The following is a 15,304-nucleotide window of genomic DNA, read 5'->3' as shown; positions in this document are numbered from 1 at the left end:
TGGGATGCGAGCTGGGTTTGCGTAACCGGTCCAGTTTGTTGCGGGCTCGGTCGTGCTTGCCAGGCATGGCCTGGCACTACTGAAAAGAAAAGGCCGACGCTTTCACGTCGGCCTTCCCGGTCAATCATGCCTCGGCGCTATGGAAGCCAGCCTCAGCTGGCCTTGCCCTGTGCATCCAGGTAACGCTCTGCGTCCAGTGCGGCCATGCAGCCGAAGCCGGCCGAGGTGATCGCTTGGCGATAGTGCTGGTCGGCCACGTCGCCGGCGGCGAACACGCCTTCCACCGAGGTCTGGGTGGCGTTGCCGCCCAGGCCCGAACGGATTTCCAGGTAGCCGTTGTTCATGGTCAGCTGGCCGTCGAACAACTGGGTGTTCGGGTGGTGGCCGATGGCCACGAAGAAGCCGTGGGCATCGATGTCGCGGGTGCTGCCGTCCAGGGTCGACTTCACGCGCACGCCGGTCACGCCGGCCTCGTTGCCCAGTACTTCCTCCACCTGGTGGTGCCAGACGGTTTCGATCTTGCCGGCTGCAACCTTGGCGAACAGCTTGTCCTGCATGATCTTTTCCGCCTTCAGGGTGTCGCGGCGGTGGACCAGGTAGACCTTGCGGGCGATGTTGGACAGGTACAGCGCTTCTTCCACGGCGGTGTTGCCGCCGCCGACCACGACCACGTCCTGGTCACGGTAGAAGAAGCCGTCGCAGGTGGCGCAGGCGGAGACGCCGCGGCCCTTGAACTCGTCTTCGGTCGGGATGCCCAGATACTTGGCGGTCGCGCCGGTGGAGATGATCAGGGCATCACAGGTGTACTCGTGGCTGTCGCCGATCAGCTTGAACGGGCGCTGCGACAGGTCCGCGGTATGGATGTGGTCGAAGATGACCTCGGTCTCGAAGCGCTCGGCGTGGGCCTGCATGCGCGCCATCAGGTCCGGGCCCATCAGGCCATGGGCGTCACCCGGCCAGTTGTCCACTTCGGTGGTGGTCATCAGCTGGCCACCCTGCTGCAGGCCGGTGATGACGACCGGCTTCAGGTTGGCGCGGGCAGCGTAGACGGCAGCGGTCCAACCGGCCGGGCCGGAACCGAGGATGACAAGACGCTGGTGGCGGGAGGGCAGGCTGGTGCTCATGTAGACTCGCGAAAAGGTAGATGGGACAAGGCGCGGCGATGTTTGCACAGCATCCTTGGCTGGTCATAGAGTGGCGGCTGGGGCAGGGCGATTCAAGCCGATGAACAGAACAGCGCCATCCACGGGCGGTTTCAGGCCCCGTCCTCGCTTGCGCGGCAACGGATAACTGAAAACTGACGCCGTCTCGTTTATTATCAAACACTAACAGCGCATTCCAAAGGTATGGTCTAAGGTGGCGAAGCAGGTCCCCGAACGCTCCAAGTCCGACGACAAAAAGGCATCGCGTCGCTCGGCGGCAGCGGCCACGACCGACAACCCACGCCGTCAGCGCCTGTGGCGCGACCTGGGTCTGATCGCCATCGCGCCGGCGCTGCTGTATCTGGCTGCCAGCCTTTTCACCTATTCAGCGACGGACCCGGGCTGGTCACACACCGGCAGCGTGGTTGCGCCGGTACACAACATGGGCGGCCGCGCGGGCGCGTGGATCGCCGACGTGCTGCTGCAGCTGTTCGGCTACATCGCCTTCCTGCTGCCGGTGGTGCTGGGCGCGCTGGCCTGGATCGCAATGTTCGGCCTCAAGCGTGAGAGCAAGGGCGAGAACGATCTGGACCCCGCGTTGCGGCTGGTCGGCCTGGTCGGCTTCCTGATCGCCGGCACCGGTTTCCTGCACGTGCGCCTGTTCAGTGGCGACGTCTCCCATGCAGGCGGCATTCTCGGCAAGCTGGTCGGCAATTCGCTCAGCGTGGGCTTTGGCGCGCTGGGCGCGAACCTGTTCGTGCTGGTGTTGCTGCTGGCCTCGATCACCCTGGCCACGGGCCTGTCCTGGTTCGTGGTGATGGAGAAGATCGGCCGCGGCGTGATGTCGCTGGCACCGTTGCTGGAGCGCAAGAAGGAGCAGGCCACCGAATGGCAGCAGACCCGTGCGCTGCGCGAGGAGCGCCAGGAAGTGCGCAAGGCCGATGCCGAAGTGCGCGCCAAGCGCGAGCCGGTGAAGATCGAGCCGCGCCCGGAGCCGGTGATCGAAAAGAGCGACCGGGCCAAGCGCGACAACCAGATCCCGATGTTCCGTGGCGTCAATGGCGACGGCTCGGACCTGCCGCCGCTGGCCCTGCTGGATGATCCCAAGCCGCAACCCGTGGGCTATGACAAGGACACCCTGGACGCGCTGTCGCGGCAGATCGAGTTCAAGCTCAAGGACTTCCGCATCGATGCACAGGTGGTCGGCGCCAACCCCGGCCCGGTCATCACCCGGTTCGAGATCGAGCCGGCGCCGGGTATCAAGGTCAGCCAGATCAGTTCGCTGGACAAGGACATCGCCCGTGGCCTGTCGGTCAAGTCGGTGCGCGTGGTCGATGTGATCCCGGGCAAGTCGGTGATCGGCCTGGAAATCCCCAACGTCACCCGCGAGATGATCTACCTGTCCGAGCTGCTGCGCTCGAAGGAGTACGACAAGTCGGCCAGTTCGCTGACCCTCGCGCTGGGCAAGGACATCGCCGGTCGCTCGACCGTGGCCGACCTGGCGCGCATGCCGCACCTGCTGGTGGCCGGTACCACCGGTTCGGGCAAGTCGGTGGCGGTCAATGCGATGGTGTTGAGCCTGCTGTTCAAGGCGTCGCCGAAAGACCTGCGGATGCTGATGATCGACCCGAAGATGCTCGAACTGAGCGTCTACCAGGGCATTCCGCACCTGCTGGCGCCGGTGGTCACCGACATGAAGGAGGCCGCCAACGGCCTGCGCTGGTGCGTGGCCGAGATGGAGCGCCGCTACAAGCTGATGAGCGCGGTGGGCGTGCGCAACCTGGCTGGCTTCAACAAGAAGGTGAAGGACGCCCAGGACGCCGGCCAGCCGATGATGGACCCGCTGTTCAAGCCGAACCCGGAGCTGGGCGAGGCGCCGCGCCCGCTGGAGACGCTGCCGTTCATCGTCATCTTCATCGACGAATTCGCCGACATGATGATGATCGTCGGCAAGAAGGTCGAAGAGCTGATCGCGCGACTGGCACAGAAGGCACGTGCGGCCGGCATCCACCTGATCCTGGCCACCCAGCGCCCGTCGGTTGACGTCATCACCGGCCTGATCAAGGCCAACATTCCCACCCGCATCGCCTTCCAGGTCAGCTCGAAGATCGATTCGCGCACCATCCTCGACCAGTCCGGCGCCGAGACGCTGCTCGGTCACGGCGACATGCTGTACCTGCCGCCGGGCACGGCGATGCCCGAGCGTGTGCACGGCGCCTTCGTGTCCGATGAGGAAGTGCATCGCGTGGTCGAGCACCTCAAGGCAATGGGGCCGGCCGACTATGTCGACGGCGTGCTGGACGAAGTACAGACGATGGGCGATGGCGTGGTGGTCGGTGCGACCGGCCTGCCGGAGACCAGTTCCGGCGGCGGCGATGAGTCCGACCCGTTGTACGACGAAGCGCTGCGCGTGGTCACCGAGACCCGCCGCGCGTCGATTTCCGGCGTGCAGCGTCGCCTGAAGATCGGCTACAACCGCGCGGCGCGACTGATCGAGGCCATGGAAGCGGCCGGCGTGGTCAGTCCGCCCGAGCACAACGGCGACCGCACGGTGCTGGCACCGCCGCCGCCGAAGTAAGCCAAGCCCTGCCGCATTCCCGACGTCCAAGGAACCGACGCATGCTTCAACCCGTTTCCTGCGCGCTGGCGCTGGCCTGCCTGCTGGCAGCCGGCCCGGCGCTGGCCGATGCCGCCGCGACGGCTGCACCTGCGGTCGCGCCGCCGTCCACCGGCAGCGATGCCGAGGCCAGCAACAACTTCAGCTTCGTCCGCTATCGCGCCGACTACCAGGTGCGGGCCGATGCCGGCAATGTACAGACTGAAACCTACGAAATCCTGCTCAAGACCAAGGCAGCGGTGGAGCAGTTCAGCCAGGTGCGGTTGAGCTACAGCGAGAAGATGGAAACGCTGGACGTGGTCAACGCCTACACGCTGACCGCCGACGGCCAGCGTCGCGAGGTGCCGGCCGACCGCATCTATACCCAGGAAAGCTATTCCAGCGCCTCGGCCGCGATGTATGCCGACCGCAAGGTTCGGGTGATCGTGTTCCCCAACCTGGCGCCTGGGACCCGGCTGTTCTATCAGGTGCGGCGCACCCAGCTGACGCCGTACTTCCCGGGCTACTTCGGCCTGTGGGAAACCTTCAATGTGTTCACCCAGTACGACGATGCCGAGGTGACTCTGAGCGCGCCAGCCAACCTGCCCATGCACGTGGACAGCCGCGGCGTGCAGGGCAGCGATCGCCCGGTGGTGAAGAACGGCCAGGCGACGTGGCGCTGGCGCTACCAGCGCCGCGAGCCGATGCAGGCGCAGAACTGGTCGGCGGCGGTGTGGGAGTTCGGGCCGAACATCATGGCCAGCACCTACCGCGACTGGGCGCAGATGGGTCGCGCCTATCAACTGAAAGCAGGGCCGGCCGCACAGGTCACCCCGGAGATCCAGGCGCTGGCCGATGAAGTCACCGCCGGCATCAGCGACCGTCGCGCGCAGGCCGATGCGTTGTACCGCTGGGTCGCGCAGAACATCCGCTACGTGGCGGTGTACCTGGGCAATGGCGGCCTGGAGCCGAACAGTGCGCAGAGCATCCTCGACAACCACTATGGCGACTGCAAGGACCACGTGACGATCCTCGAGGCGCTGCTGGCAGCCAAGGGCATCACCAGTTCGCCGGTGCTGATCGGTGCCGGTGGCGGCCCGACGCTGCCGAAGATTCCGCTGCTGGGCCGCTTCAACCACGCCATCACCTACGTGCCCGAGTTCGACCTGTACCTGGACTCGACCAGTGCCTGGGCGCGCTTCGGCCAGCTTCCCGACGGCGACCTCGGCGCGCCGGTGCTGCACACCCGCGATGCCACTTTGGCGCGCACGCCGGCCAATGATCCGCAGCGCAACGCCACGGTGATGGATGTGCGCTTCACCTTCGACGCGCAGGGCAACCTGCGTGGCGAGACAGTGCCGCAGCTGAGCGACAACGCCGAGATCGGCATGCGCGCGCAGTTCGCCCAGCTCAATGCACAGAACCGGGCACGCGCTGAAGAATCGATCATGGCCGCGTCCGGTTTCGATGGCCGCGGCCAGCTGCAGCTGCAGGGTGTGCCGGTCGACCTGACCCGGCCGTTTGGCTATCGCATGGCCTTCCAGGCCGAGGACTACGTGGACTTCGATGTGGCCGGCGGCATGGCCGTGCCCGATCCGCCCGGTGGTGAATCGGTACGCGGGCTGTATGCCAGCGCCTCGGCGCCGGACAATGAGACGCCGTTCTACTGCAATGCCAGCCTGCGCGAGGAAACCTATCGCCTGCAGTTCCCGGCCAATGCCCCGATCATCGCGATTCCGCGCAGCCAGCGGTTTGCCAATGCGGCCGGCGAGTACCGGGTCGACTGGAGCCGGCAGGGCCAGGAAGTGACCGTGCATCACCGCCTGCAGCAGAACGCGGTGCGCGGCGCCGAGGCGCTGTGCCAGCCGCAGGACTATGCCGCGTTCCGCGCGCTGTTCCGCGAGGTACGCCGCGGCTTCCGTGGCCAGGTGCTGTACGGCAAGCTGCCGGCCGCTGGCGGCTGAATCGCCGATCAGCGATCAGGGCGTCATAATGGCGTCCTGATCGCCCATTCATCTTTCGCCGGGCACACTGGCACCCAACTTTCCTGGCCGCGCGCCCACAGGATCCCTGCATGAACCTTCGCCTCCGCCGTTTCCTCGCCACCACCACCCTGGCCGTGGCCTGTGCCGCCGCCGGCAGCGCCTGGGCCGGCGCCCGTGATGACCTGAAGACCTTCACCACCGGCCTGAAGGGCCTGGATGGGCAGTTCAGCCAGCAGGTGTTCGACAGCCGCGGCAAGGTCAAGGAATCCACCAGTGGTCGCGTCGCTTTGTCGGCACCGCGCCTGTTCCGTTGGGAATACGTGCGCCCGCACGAGCAGCTGATCGTGGCCGATGGCAAAAAGGTGTGGATGTTCGAGCCGGACCTGGAGCAGGCGACCGTGCGCGAGCAGGGCAAGGAAGAGCAGAACAGCCCGCTGACCGCGCTGATCAACCCGGCACTTCTGGAGCAGCAGTACGACGTGAGCGAAGAGGCCGCTACCCGCGATGGCCTGCAGTGGCTGTCGCTGTCGCCGAAGCGCGAGACCGAAGCCAGCTTCCAGTACGCCGCGCTGGGCTTCAACGCGCAGGGTCTGGCGAAGATGGAGATCACCGACGCCGTGGGCCAGCGCACCGTGATCAGCTTCAGCGGCTGGAAGCGCAACCCCAGCTTCGCCGCCAACACCTTCCGCTTCACCCCGCCGGCCGGCACTACCGGTACCTGACCCTTGGTTGGCACGCTCTCGCGGTACAATGGCCGCGTGCCAAGACATCGCTCCACTTCATTCCCCGGGCCCGATCTGCTGAGTGTCGATCGGGAACACATGCGCCCGCTGGCCGAGCGCATGCGCCCCCGCACCCTGGACGAAATGGTCGGGCAGAAGCGTCTGCTCGCGCCGGAGAGCGCGCTGCGGCGCGCCGTCGAATCCGGTCGCGTGCATTCGATGATCCTGTGGGGGCCGCCCGGTTGCGGCAAGACCACGCTGGCGCTGTTGCTGGCTGAATACTCCGACGCCGAGTTCCGTGCCATTTCTGCCGTGCTGTCCGGCTTGCCGGAGGTGCGCCAGGTGCTGGCCGAGGCCGCCCAGCGCTTCGCCGAAGGTCGTCGCACGGTGCTTTTCGTCGACGAAGTGCACCGCTTCAACAAGGCGCAGCAGGATGCGTTCCTGCCGCACATCGAGCGCGGCACCATCCTGTTTGTTGGTGCCACCACCGAGAACCCGTCGTTCGAGTTGAACTCGGCGCTGTTGTCGCGTTGCCGCGTGCATGTGCTGGAAGGTGTCTCGCCGACCGACATCGTCGAAGCCCTGGAACGTGCGCTCGGTGATCGCGAGCGCGGGCTGGGCGAGGAAGGCATCGAAGTCGCGCCCGAGCTGCTGCTGGAGATCGCCACCGCCGCTGACGGCGACGTCCGCCGTGCGCTGACCCTGCTGGAAATCGCCGCCGAGCTCGCGGGCGGGGAGGGCGGGCGCATCACCCCGCAGACGCTGACCCAGGTGCTGGCCGACCGTACCCGCCGCTTCGACAAGGGCGGCGAGCAGTTCTACGACCAGATCTCGGCGCTGCACAAGTCCGTGCGCAGCTCCAATCCCGATGCCGCGTTGTACTGGCTCACACGCATGCTCGACGGCGGCTGTGATCCCTCGTATCTGGCGCGCCGGCTGACCCGCATGGCCATCGAGGATATCGGTCTGGCCGATCCTCGCGCGCAAAGCATGGCGCTGGAAGCGTGGGACATCTACGAGCGGCTGGGCAGCCCGGAAGGTGAGCTCGCCTTCGCGCAGCTGGTGCTGTACCTGGCCAGCACCGCCAAGTCGAATGCCGGCTATGCCGCCTTCAACCAGGCCAAGGCCGATGTGCGCGACAGCGGTACCGAAGAAGTGCCGCTGCACCTGCGCAATGCACCGACCAAGCTGATGAAGGAACTGGGCTACGGTGCCGAGTACCAGTACGACCATGACGCCGAGGGCGGCATCGCGCTGGACCAGACCGGTTTCCCTGACGCGATGGGCGAGCGGGTGTATTACAACCCGGTGCCGCGCGGGCTGGAGATCAAGTTGAAGGAAAAGCTCGACCGGCTGCGTGCCGAGCGTGAGGCGGCGAGGGCGGCCAAGGGCGCGTAGTCATCTGCGTGTCGCAAGGCGGCGCATTGCCCCGCCCGCATGCATTTGGCAGACTGCGCGGCTTATTTTTTCAAGGAACGATGCCGTGCAGGAAATGATTCTGCCGTTGAAGCGCTACGCCCAGTTCGAGGGCCGCGCCAACCGCCGCGAGTACTGGATGTTCCAGCTGTTCCTGCTGCTTGCGGGAGCTGCGGTATGCGTGATTGCGCTGACAGTGGCGCTCGTTGCCGGCCTCGTGCTGGACGCCGATTCCAGCTGGATGGCCGGGATCACGATTGGCGCGGCGGCACTGGTGGGTGCGCTCTGGCTGGCCACGATCGTGCCGCTGATCGCGGTAACCGTGCGCCGCCTGCATGACTGCAACCAGTCCGGGTGGCTGTACCTGCTGGCGCTGGTGCCGGGCGGTGGCGTGGTGATCCTGATCTTTGCGCTGCTGCCGGGTACGCCGCAGGACAACCCGTACGGTCCGGTGCCCGCCGGCCCCTGAGTCAACGGGTGTCGGCCCGATGCAACGAAGCCGGCCCAGGGCCGGCTTCGTTGTTTCTGCGCTGCTGTCGGCGGTGCCGAACCGATTACTGCAGAACGCAGTCGCCCAGCGCCAGGTAATCCGATCCCGAACTGAACTGCAGTGTGCAGCTGGCGGTGAAGGTGACGCCTTCCTCCATCGCTGCAAGCCTGGCGTTCTGCTCGTCGTCGGAGGCGGTGAGGCGGGCCAGCACCTGGCCATCTTCGTCGCCAGCCTCAAGGACCGGCTCGCCCTGCAGGTTGCTGGAGGCGCCCAGGCTCACCGCCGTGAACTGCACGGTCTGGTTGAGCTGTTCCAGCCCGAGGGAGGAATAGCCGGCCTCTTCATAGGCCGAATACAGCCCGGCCAGACTTGGCGCGGCGTGGCCGGCCAGCGGGGCAAGGAGGCCGGCAACGAGTGCGATCAGTGCTTTGTGCTTCAAGGTGTTCTCACAATCATGGGATCCGATCCCATGGCGGTTGTGGAGCTGATGGGCAGGGGCCAGGCAGGCACCCGCAAGGGCGGGGCGATTCCTGCGCCCCGATGGCAGGCAAAGTAGATGAACCCGGACTTCTGGCGCAAGCGCTGGCTCACGCACTGTCGCGCGCGTGATACACAGCGTGACGTTTGATCGATGTGATAATCATTCGCGTTTAAGGTAGACTGCGGTCCCTTGTGAACCGGTGGCCGTGTGCCGCTTTCGCCGTCATTGATGAAGTCTTCCGTCCTGCCTCCGCGCCGTGGCCCGCTGCTGTCCGGCCTGGCCGCCTTGATGATGGGCCTGCTCCTGGCTACCCCGTACGCATACGCGCAGCAACGCAATCCGCTGCAGAAGATGGGCCAGACCGTGCTTGATGCACCGGCGGCCAGCTATCGCTTCCAGCGTTTCGTGATCGACAGCCCCGACCGGCAGCGCCGCTGGCGGGTGAATGTGGCGATTCCGGCCAAGGCCTCCAAGGCGCCATCGCCGGTGCTGTACGCACTGGACGGCAACGCCGTGGCAATGGTGCTGGACCAACCACTGCTGGCCGAGCTGGCCGCACGCAAGGCGCCGCCGGTGCTGGTGCTGATCGGCTACGACAACGATCTGCGCATCGATTCTGCCGCGCGCACCCGCGACTACACCGCGTGGATCGATCGCGCCGATGACGAAAGCGGCAAGACCCAGGCCGTCGGAGGTGGCGCAGCGGCGTTCCTGGACATGATCGAGCGCCGCATCAAGCCTGAAGTGGAACGCCGCGCCAACATCGATCGCCAGCAGCAGGCTCTGTGGGGCCATTCGCTGGGCGGTCTGTTCGTGCTCAGCAGCTTGTACACCCGTCCGGCCGCCTTCCAGTACTACCTCAGCGCCAGCCCGTCGTTGTGGTGGAGCCAGGGCGCGCCGCTGGGCGACGTCGAGGAGCAGTTCGTGCAGAACGTGCATGGCCAGCCAGCAAAGGTGTGGCTGATGCTGGGCGGTGCCGAGCGTGTCGGCGACCGCGGCAAGCGCGACATGAGCAATCCGCGCGTGGTCGCGCATCTGCGCCGCATTGGTGGCGCCACCCCGGATGCGGCGATGCAGCTGTCCGAGCGTCTGGGCAAAGTGCCGGGGCTGAGCGTGCAGTACCGCGAGTTCCCCGGCCTCGGCCACGGCCCGATGCTGCCCGCGTCCTTCCATGCGGCCCTGCATGAGCTGTATGGCGTGAGTGATCGCAGCGCCGGTGACGGCCAGCCAACCGGTGGTGACAACGTCGCCGAATGAATCCCTCGCACGGCAGGGCCGTGCGACCACTACCCAGGCGGACTGTCGACGTGCAGTGGCCAAGGCAACCGATGAATCCCGCGCCACGAGGCGCGGCCTACGTGTGCAAGGAGCCTTCCATGTCGTTCCGTCCGTCTTTCCGTCTCACTTCCCTGGCCGCCGGCCTGCTGCTGGCAGTAACCGCCACCGCGCAGCCGGTGTTCGACCAGCCGGCCAGCGCTACCTTCAAGGGCCAGGTTGTCTCACGCGGTGACAACGTGATTCCCGGCAGCACCGCCGATGTCACCGGCCGCGGCTTCGTGCCGGGCCAGCAGGTCAGCCTGCTGCGTGGCGATACCGTGCTCAACAGCCAGCCGGTGGTGGTCGATGCCGATGGCAACTTCAAGACCCAGCTGGCCATTCCGGCCGACGCGGTGCCGGGCACCCACCCGGTGGTGGTGCGCGCCAGCCAGCCCGCCGCCGCAGCCGTGCTGAAGCTGCGCGTGTCGCCGCAACTGCCGCTGTCGGGCCAGGCGCAGTTCGCCACCAAGTCCAACAAGCTGGTGCCGGGCCTGTACCAGTCGGCCTACAGTGCTGCCAGCAATGCCGTGTTCGTGACCTCGGCCGTCGGTCGTCCGCCGGTCACCCAGTCGCAGCTGCTGAAGCTGGACCCGAAGTCGCTGAAGGTGACCAAGGCCATCACCCCGGCGCAGGTGCCGGGCAGCACCAACGGCGCCGTGTTCGCGGTGTATGGCGTGGGCGTGGATGATGCCAATGGCAACGTCTGGGTCAGCAACACCCGCCAGGACACCGTGGCTGTCTATCGCCAGGCGGATCTGTCGCTGGTCCACCAGTTCCCGGTCGGAGCCGTGCCGCACGCCCGCGACGTGGTGGTCGACAGCACGCACGGCAAAGTGTTCGCCTCGGCCGCCGGTGAGGACCATTTGTCGGTGTTCGATGCGAAGACGCTGAAGGCACTGGAGCCGATCACCCTGGCCTCGGGCGTGGACGATGAGAAGTTTGTGCCGATGAGCCTGGTGCTGGATGAGCCCAGCGGCAAGCTGTTCACGGTCAGCATCGGTACGCCGGAAGCGGCGGTGATCGATGTGGCCAGCGGCAAGGTCGACAAGGTCATCGACCTGGGCAATGCGATCAGCGCGTCGGGCGTTGCCTTCGATGCCGAGCGCAACCGCCTCTACGTGGCCTCGCAGGGCACCGACAACCTGCTGATCGTCGACGTGGCCAGCGGCAAGGTCGTGCACGACGTGCCGGTCGGCGCCGGTGCACTGAACGTGGCCTTCGATGCGAAGAGTGGCCTGGCCTACGTCACCAATCGCGGTGCCGGCACCGTCACTGCCGTCGACCGTGATGGCAAGGTGGTCGGCAACCTCGATGGCGGCACCTTCCCCAATCACGTCCGCGCCGATGGCAAGGGCAATGTCTTCGCCGTGAACAAGTCGCGTGGCGCTGAAGATCCGAAGGGTGACCGCATCACCCGCATCAGCCTGCGCCAGCCGTAAGCCACAGGGCAGGGCGGCACTCCGCCGCCCTGCCAGCAAGGAGAACCTGCATGAACATCGCTTCCCGCCTGCGCCTCTGCGCGCTCCCGCTTGCCGTTTCATTGGTGCTGGCCGCCTGTGGCGATAAAGCGCCGCCGTCGTCGAGCAGTTCCGGGGCCGCTGCGCCGACTGCTGCCACCGCCGAGGCTGGGGCGTTGCCCGCAGGCTGGCAGCGCGTGGCGGGCAATGACGTGCCGACCCTGCCGGGGCAGCAGGTGCTGCTGCCGACCAAGGTGCAGTCCGACGATGGCGCCAGTGTTGAGGTGGATGACACCAGCCGGATCATTGCTGGCGGTGACGACATCATCGCGGTGATCGAGGCGCTGGGCCTGGGCAAGCAGGTGTTCGCCGCGCCGACCAACACCACCACCGAGGCAGGCCTGGCCGCACCGCACCAGTTCCTGTTCAACCGCACGACCGGCGTGGAGGGGGTTCTCAGCCTGCAGGGGTCGCTGTTCATCGGCAACAGCCTGCGTCGCCACACCGAACTGGCTAAGAAGCTGCGCGAAGTGGGCGAGCCCGCAGTGGTGATCGACGACCTGCAGCCGGCGCCGGACAAGGTGCGCAAGATCGCCGCTGTGCTTGGCGTGGGCGATGCAGGGCAGACCCTGGCCACGCAGGTGCAGCGCCAGCTGGATGAGGCTGCTGCCATCGGCAAGGGCCTGGGGCATGCGCCGCGGGTGATTCATGTGTCCGCGACAGGAGCGGGCGGCTCGCCGACCGTGGCCGGTGCCGACAGCGCATCGGCCAAGCTGATCGCACTGGCCGGCGGCCTGAACATCGGCACCGAGGCCGGCGTGGCCAACTATTCGCAGCTGAGCAACGAAGGCGTGGTCGCGGCGGCGCCGGAAGTGATCCTGGTGACCGAGCACGACCTGCAGCTGTTCGGTGGTGCCGAAGGCCTGTGGAAGGCGTACCCGACGCTGAAGCAGACCCCGGCCGGACAGGCCAACCGGGTCTGGGTGATGCCGGATGCACAGTTGAAGTACGCCAGCATCGGTTCCGGTGCGGGCGCCTTGGCCCTGGCGCAGGCGCTGGCGGCGCTGCCGAAGGCATGAGCCCTGCGGATCGACGCCGCCGTCGTGGGCGGACGATGTTGTTGATTGCGCTGCTCGCGCTGCTGGGCGCGGTGCTGGCGTCGTTCGCCGTGGGGCCGCTGCGCTTGCCACCGCTGGAAGTGATGCAGGCACTGGCGGTGAAGCTGGGCCTGCTGGATCCGCAATCGGTCAGCAGCCGTGACCTGGCCGTGGTCTGGCAGCTGCGCATTCCGCGTGCGCTGCTGGGGGCGATGGTCGGCGCGGCGCTGGCGATGGCCGGTGCCAGCCTGCAGGGACTGTTCGGCAATCCGCTGGCCGATCCTGGCATCGTCGGTGTCAGCCAGGGCGCCGCGCTGGGTGCCGTGGCGGCGATCGTGCTGGGTGCTGCGGGTGCAGCCGGCTGGCTGGTGCCGGTGGCGGCCTTCGGCGGCGGTGCCGCCGCGATCGGGCTGACCTACGCGCTGGCGAGACCGGGCAAGGGCAGTGGCAATGCCACGCTGTTGCTGGTGGGCATTGCGATGGCCGCATTCTGCTCGGCACTGATCGGCTTCCTGACCTACATCGCCAACGAAAGCGAGCTGCAATCGCTGGTGTTCTGGCAGATGGGCTCGTTGGCGCGCGCAAACTGGGCCGACGTGGTGGCGGTGCTGCCGTTGTTCGCCATCGGCGCCTTCGCACTGCAGCGCCTGGCCACACCGCTGGACATGCTGGCGCTCGGCGAGCGGCAGGCACAGCATCTGGGATTGGACGTGGCGCGTACACGGCGCTTGTTGGTGGCCTTCAGTGCGTTGCTGGTCGGCGCTGCGGTGGCGTTCGCCGGCTCGATCAGTTTCGTCGGCCTGGTGGTGCCGCACGTGGCGCGCCTGCTGGTTGGCCCTGGCCATCGCTGGCTGCTGCCGTTGTCGGGCCTGCTGGGTGCACTGCTGATCGTGGTGGCCGACACCGCGGCGCGCACCCTGGACCCGCCTGCCGAGATTCCGCTGGGCCTGTTCTCCGCCGCGCTGGGCGCGCCGTTCTTCCTATGGCTGGTGCTGCAGCAGCGCCGCAAGGCGGCCGCATGAGCGCCTTCCTGCAACTGCGCGACGTGGTGGTGCGTCGCCAGCAGCGCGAGATCCTGCATGGCATCACCCTCGCATTCGAGCCGGGCACGGTGACGGCGCTGGTGGGGCCCAACGGTGCCGGCAAGTCGACCCTGCTGGGCGTGGCGGCTGGCGATCTGCGTGCCGACGGTGGCGATGTGCAGTTGCATGGACGTCCGTTGCGCGACTACAGGGCCGGGCCGCTTGCGCGCGAACGTGCGGTGATGCCGCAGGAGCACGGCGTGCGCTTCGCCTTCAGCGTGGAGGAAGTGGTGGCGATGGGGCGCCTGCCGCACCCGCCGGATCCGCAGGTGGATGAGGCGCAGGTGGAACGCGCGATCGGTGCTGCCGAGCTGCAGGCGCTGCGCCTGCGCGAAGTGCAGCAGTTGTCCGGCGGCGAATCGGCGCGCACCACGTTCGCGCGCGTGCTGGCACAGGACACGCCGTTGCTGCTGCTGGATGAGCCCACGGCTGCCTTGGATCTGCGCCACCAGGAGCGCACCCTGCGCAGCGTGCGTGCCTGCGCCGAAGCCGGTGCGTGCGTGATCGTGGTGCTGCATGACCTCAACCTGGCGGCCGGGTACTCCGATCGCATCGTGTTGCTGGAGCAGGGAAGGGTGGCGGCCGATGGCACGCCACAGCAGGTGTTGACCGAAGGCAACCTGCAGCGCGTCTACCAGCAGGACGTGGTGGTGCTGCAGCATCCGCGCCGCGGTGTGCCGTTGGTGGTGGTTACCTGAGGCGAAGCGGCGCCCCGGGCCTGGCCGCGTATCATGTGCGGTTCGTTTTTTCAAAGGAATGGCCTGATGACTCTCTCCCGCACGCGTTGCGCACTGTTCGCTGCCCTGATCGGCGTTATCGGTACCGCAGGAGCCGCCGCGACCACCAAGGTCTCGCTGATGACAGCGTCCGAAGAGGCGTCGCTGATTGAGACTCGCCATTCGACCGGCGAGGGTGCAGCGGTTTCATCGTTCACCACCGAGTACTTCGCCAATGGTGAGATCTCGATGGCCTGGGAGGACAAGCGCGTGCTGCTGTTGTGCAAGAAGGCGGCCTATCTCAACCTGCCCGGCATGAAACCGGACGCCAGCAAGCTGTCGGTCGAGCAGCGGCAGATGGTGGCCTACGAGGCGATGATGGCCGGCTTCGGCGGCATTGCTGCGCTGGGCTCGGTCACCGGCGAGTCGATCGAGGTTGCCGATGACGGCACTGAGACGCGTCGCCCCGGCGAATCAAAGTGGGCCTACGGCGTGGAGCGCTACGAGGTGGCCACGCAGCGCATGCCGGATGGCGCCCTGCGTGTGCGCGTACGCAAGCAGGCGACGGTCAACAACGCAAAACCCTCCTCGCCTGACGACACCTTCAGTACCGACGAGGACCAGGCCGCGCGCCTGGCCGAACTGGCGCCGACCGGCAGCTGGACCGAAGTGCTGATCCATGGTGGTCCGCGCAAGCAGGGCAACGATCCGGCCATGTCGCTGAAGGGCTGGGTGTCGACCGTTGAGCAGCACGCGGCGACCGTGGGCGATGCCCGCCGGCTGCACGACTGCAAGTAATGCGC

Annotated in this window: 13 protein-coding genes; 11 read left to right on the top strand and 2 right to left on the bottom strand. The window is 67.0% G+C overall.

Going from position 1 to position 15,304, the window contains the following annotated elements; translation table 11 throughout:
* Positions 1-152 precede the first annotated feature (152 nt).
* Positions 153-1,124 (bottom strand): thioredoxin-disulfide reductase, encoded by a 972-nt coding sequence (trxB, locus tag AC07UW_RS09120; RefSeq protein ID WP_176020735.1) that lies wholly within the window; start codon positions 1,122-1,124, stop codon positions 153-155.
* 232 nt (positions 1,125-1,356) lie between these two features.
* On the opposite strand from trxB, the gene AC07UW_RS09115 reads away from it, so the two are divergent.
* From AC07UW_RS09115 to AC07UW_RS09095, 5 genes are all read left to right on the top strand, one after another.
* Positions 1,357-3,720 carry a DNA translocase FtsK gene (locus AC07UW_RS09115; RefSeq protein WP_025877236.1) on the top strand — a complete coding sequence of 788 codons (2,364 nt, stop codon included), beginning with the start codon at positions 1,357-1,359 and terminating at the stop codon, positions 3,718-3,720.
* Positions 3,721-3,761: 41 nt separating this feature from the next.
* Complete coding sequence (locus AC07UW_RS09110) at positions 3,762-5,702, top strand: DUF3857 domain-containing protein (protein ID WP_495211899.1); 1,941 nt, start codon at positions 3,762-3,764, stop codon at positions 5,700-5,702.
* A gap of 110 nt (positions 5,703-5,812) precedes the next feature.
* Positions 5,813-6,445: an outer membrane lipoprotein periplasmic chaperone LolA gene (gene lolA, locus AC07UW_RS09105; RefSeq protein ID WP_495211898.1), complete on the top strand. Its 633-nt coding sequence runs from the start codon at positions 5,813-5,815 to the stop codon at positions 6,443-6,445.
* A 99-nt stretch (positions 6,446-6,544) separates the two neighbouring features.
* Positions 6,545-7,843, top strand: coding sequence for a replication-associated recombination protein A (locus AC07UW_RS09100; protein ID WP_495211897.1), 1,299 nt, complete (start codon positions 6,545-6,547; stop codon positions 7,841-7,843).
* Positions 7,844-7,928: 85 nt separating this feature from the next.
* Positions 7,929-8,330, top strand: coding sequence for a DUF805 domain-containing protein (locus AC07UW_RS09095; RefSeq protein WP_248150400.1), 402 nt, complete (start codon positions 7,929-7,931; stop codon positions 8,328-8,330).
* 85 nt (positions 8,331-8,415) lie between these two features.
* Here the strand turns inward: AC07UW_RS09095 and AC07UW_RS09090 are convergent, their stop codons facing one another.
* Positions 8,416-8,790 carry a hypothetical protein gene (locus tag AC07UW_RS09090; protein ID WP_495211896.1) on the bottom strand — a complete coding sequence of 125 codons (375 nt, stop codon included), beginning with the start codon at positions 8,788-8,790 and terminating at the stop codon, positions 8,416-8,418.
* A gap of 270 nt (positions 8,791-9,060) precedes the next feature.
* Here AC07UW_RS09090 and AC07UW_RS09085 point away from each other — a divergent pair, with 270 nt between their 5' ends.
* The 6 genes from AC07UW_RS09085 to AC07UW_RS09060 all read left to right on the top strand — a co-directional run bounded on the left by AC07UW_RS09085 (position 9,061) and on the right by AC07UW_RS09060 (position 15,299).
* The gene (locus tag AC07UW_RS09085) at positions 9,061-10,089 is read left to right on the top strand and encodes an alpha/beta hydrolase (RefSeq protein ID WP_495211895.1); all 1,029 of its coding nucleotides are present in this window, start codon (positions 9,061-9,063) and stop codon (positions 10,087-10,089) included.
* 119 nt (positions 10,090-10,208) lie between these two features.
* Positions 10,209-11,588, top strand: a complete 1,380-nt coding sequence (locus AC07UW_RS09080) for a YncE family protein (protein ID WP_495211894.1) — start codon at positions 10,209-10,211, stop codon at positions 11,586-11,588.
* Between the two features lie 50 nt (positions 11,589-11,638).
* The gene (locus AC07UW_RS09075; protein ID WP_495211893.1) at positions 11,639-12,685 is read left to right on the top strand and encodes a heme/hemin ABC transporter substrate-binding protein; all 1,047 of its coding nucleotides are present in this window, start codon (positions 11,639-11,641) and stop codon (positions 12,683-12,685) included.
* Complete coding sequence (locus AC07UW_RS09070) at positions 12,682-13,725, top strand: FecCD family ABC transporter permease (RefSeq protein WP_100436257.1); 1,044 nt, start codon at positions 12,682-12,684, stop codon at positions 13,723-13,725. The genes AC07UW_RS09075 and AC07UW_RS09070 overlap by 4 nt, the downstream gene beginning before the upstream one ends.
* Positions 13,722-14,483 carry a heme ABC transporter ATP-binding protein gene (locus AC07UW_RS09065; RefSeq protein ID WP_495211892.1) on the top strand — a complete coding sequence of 254 codons (762 nt, stop codon included), beginning with the start codon at positions 13,722-13,724 and terminating at the stop codon, positions 14,481-14,483. The genes AC07UW_RS09070 and AC07UW_RS09065 overlap by 4 nt, the downstream gene beginning before the upstream one ends.
* 66 nt (positions 14,484-14,549) lie before the next feature.
* Complete coding sequence (locus AC07UW_RS09060) at positions 14,550-15,299, top strand: hypothetical protein (protein WP_495211891.1); 750 nt, start codon at positions 14,550-14,552, stop codon at positions 15,297-15,299.
* Positions 15,300-15,304 lie beyond the last annotated feature (5 nt).

The organism is Stenotrophomonas sp. GW821-FHT02D01 (genome assembly GCF_059421765.1).
The sequence above is the reverse complement of the archived record's forward strand: the minus strand, read 5'-3'. Positions and strand labels throughout refer to the sequence as shown.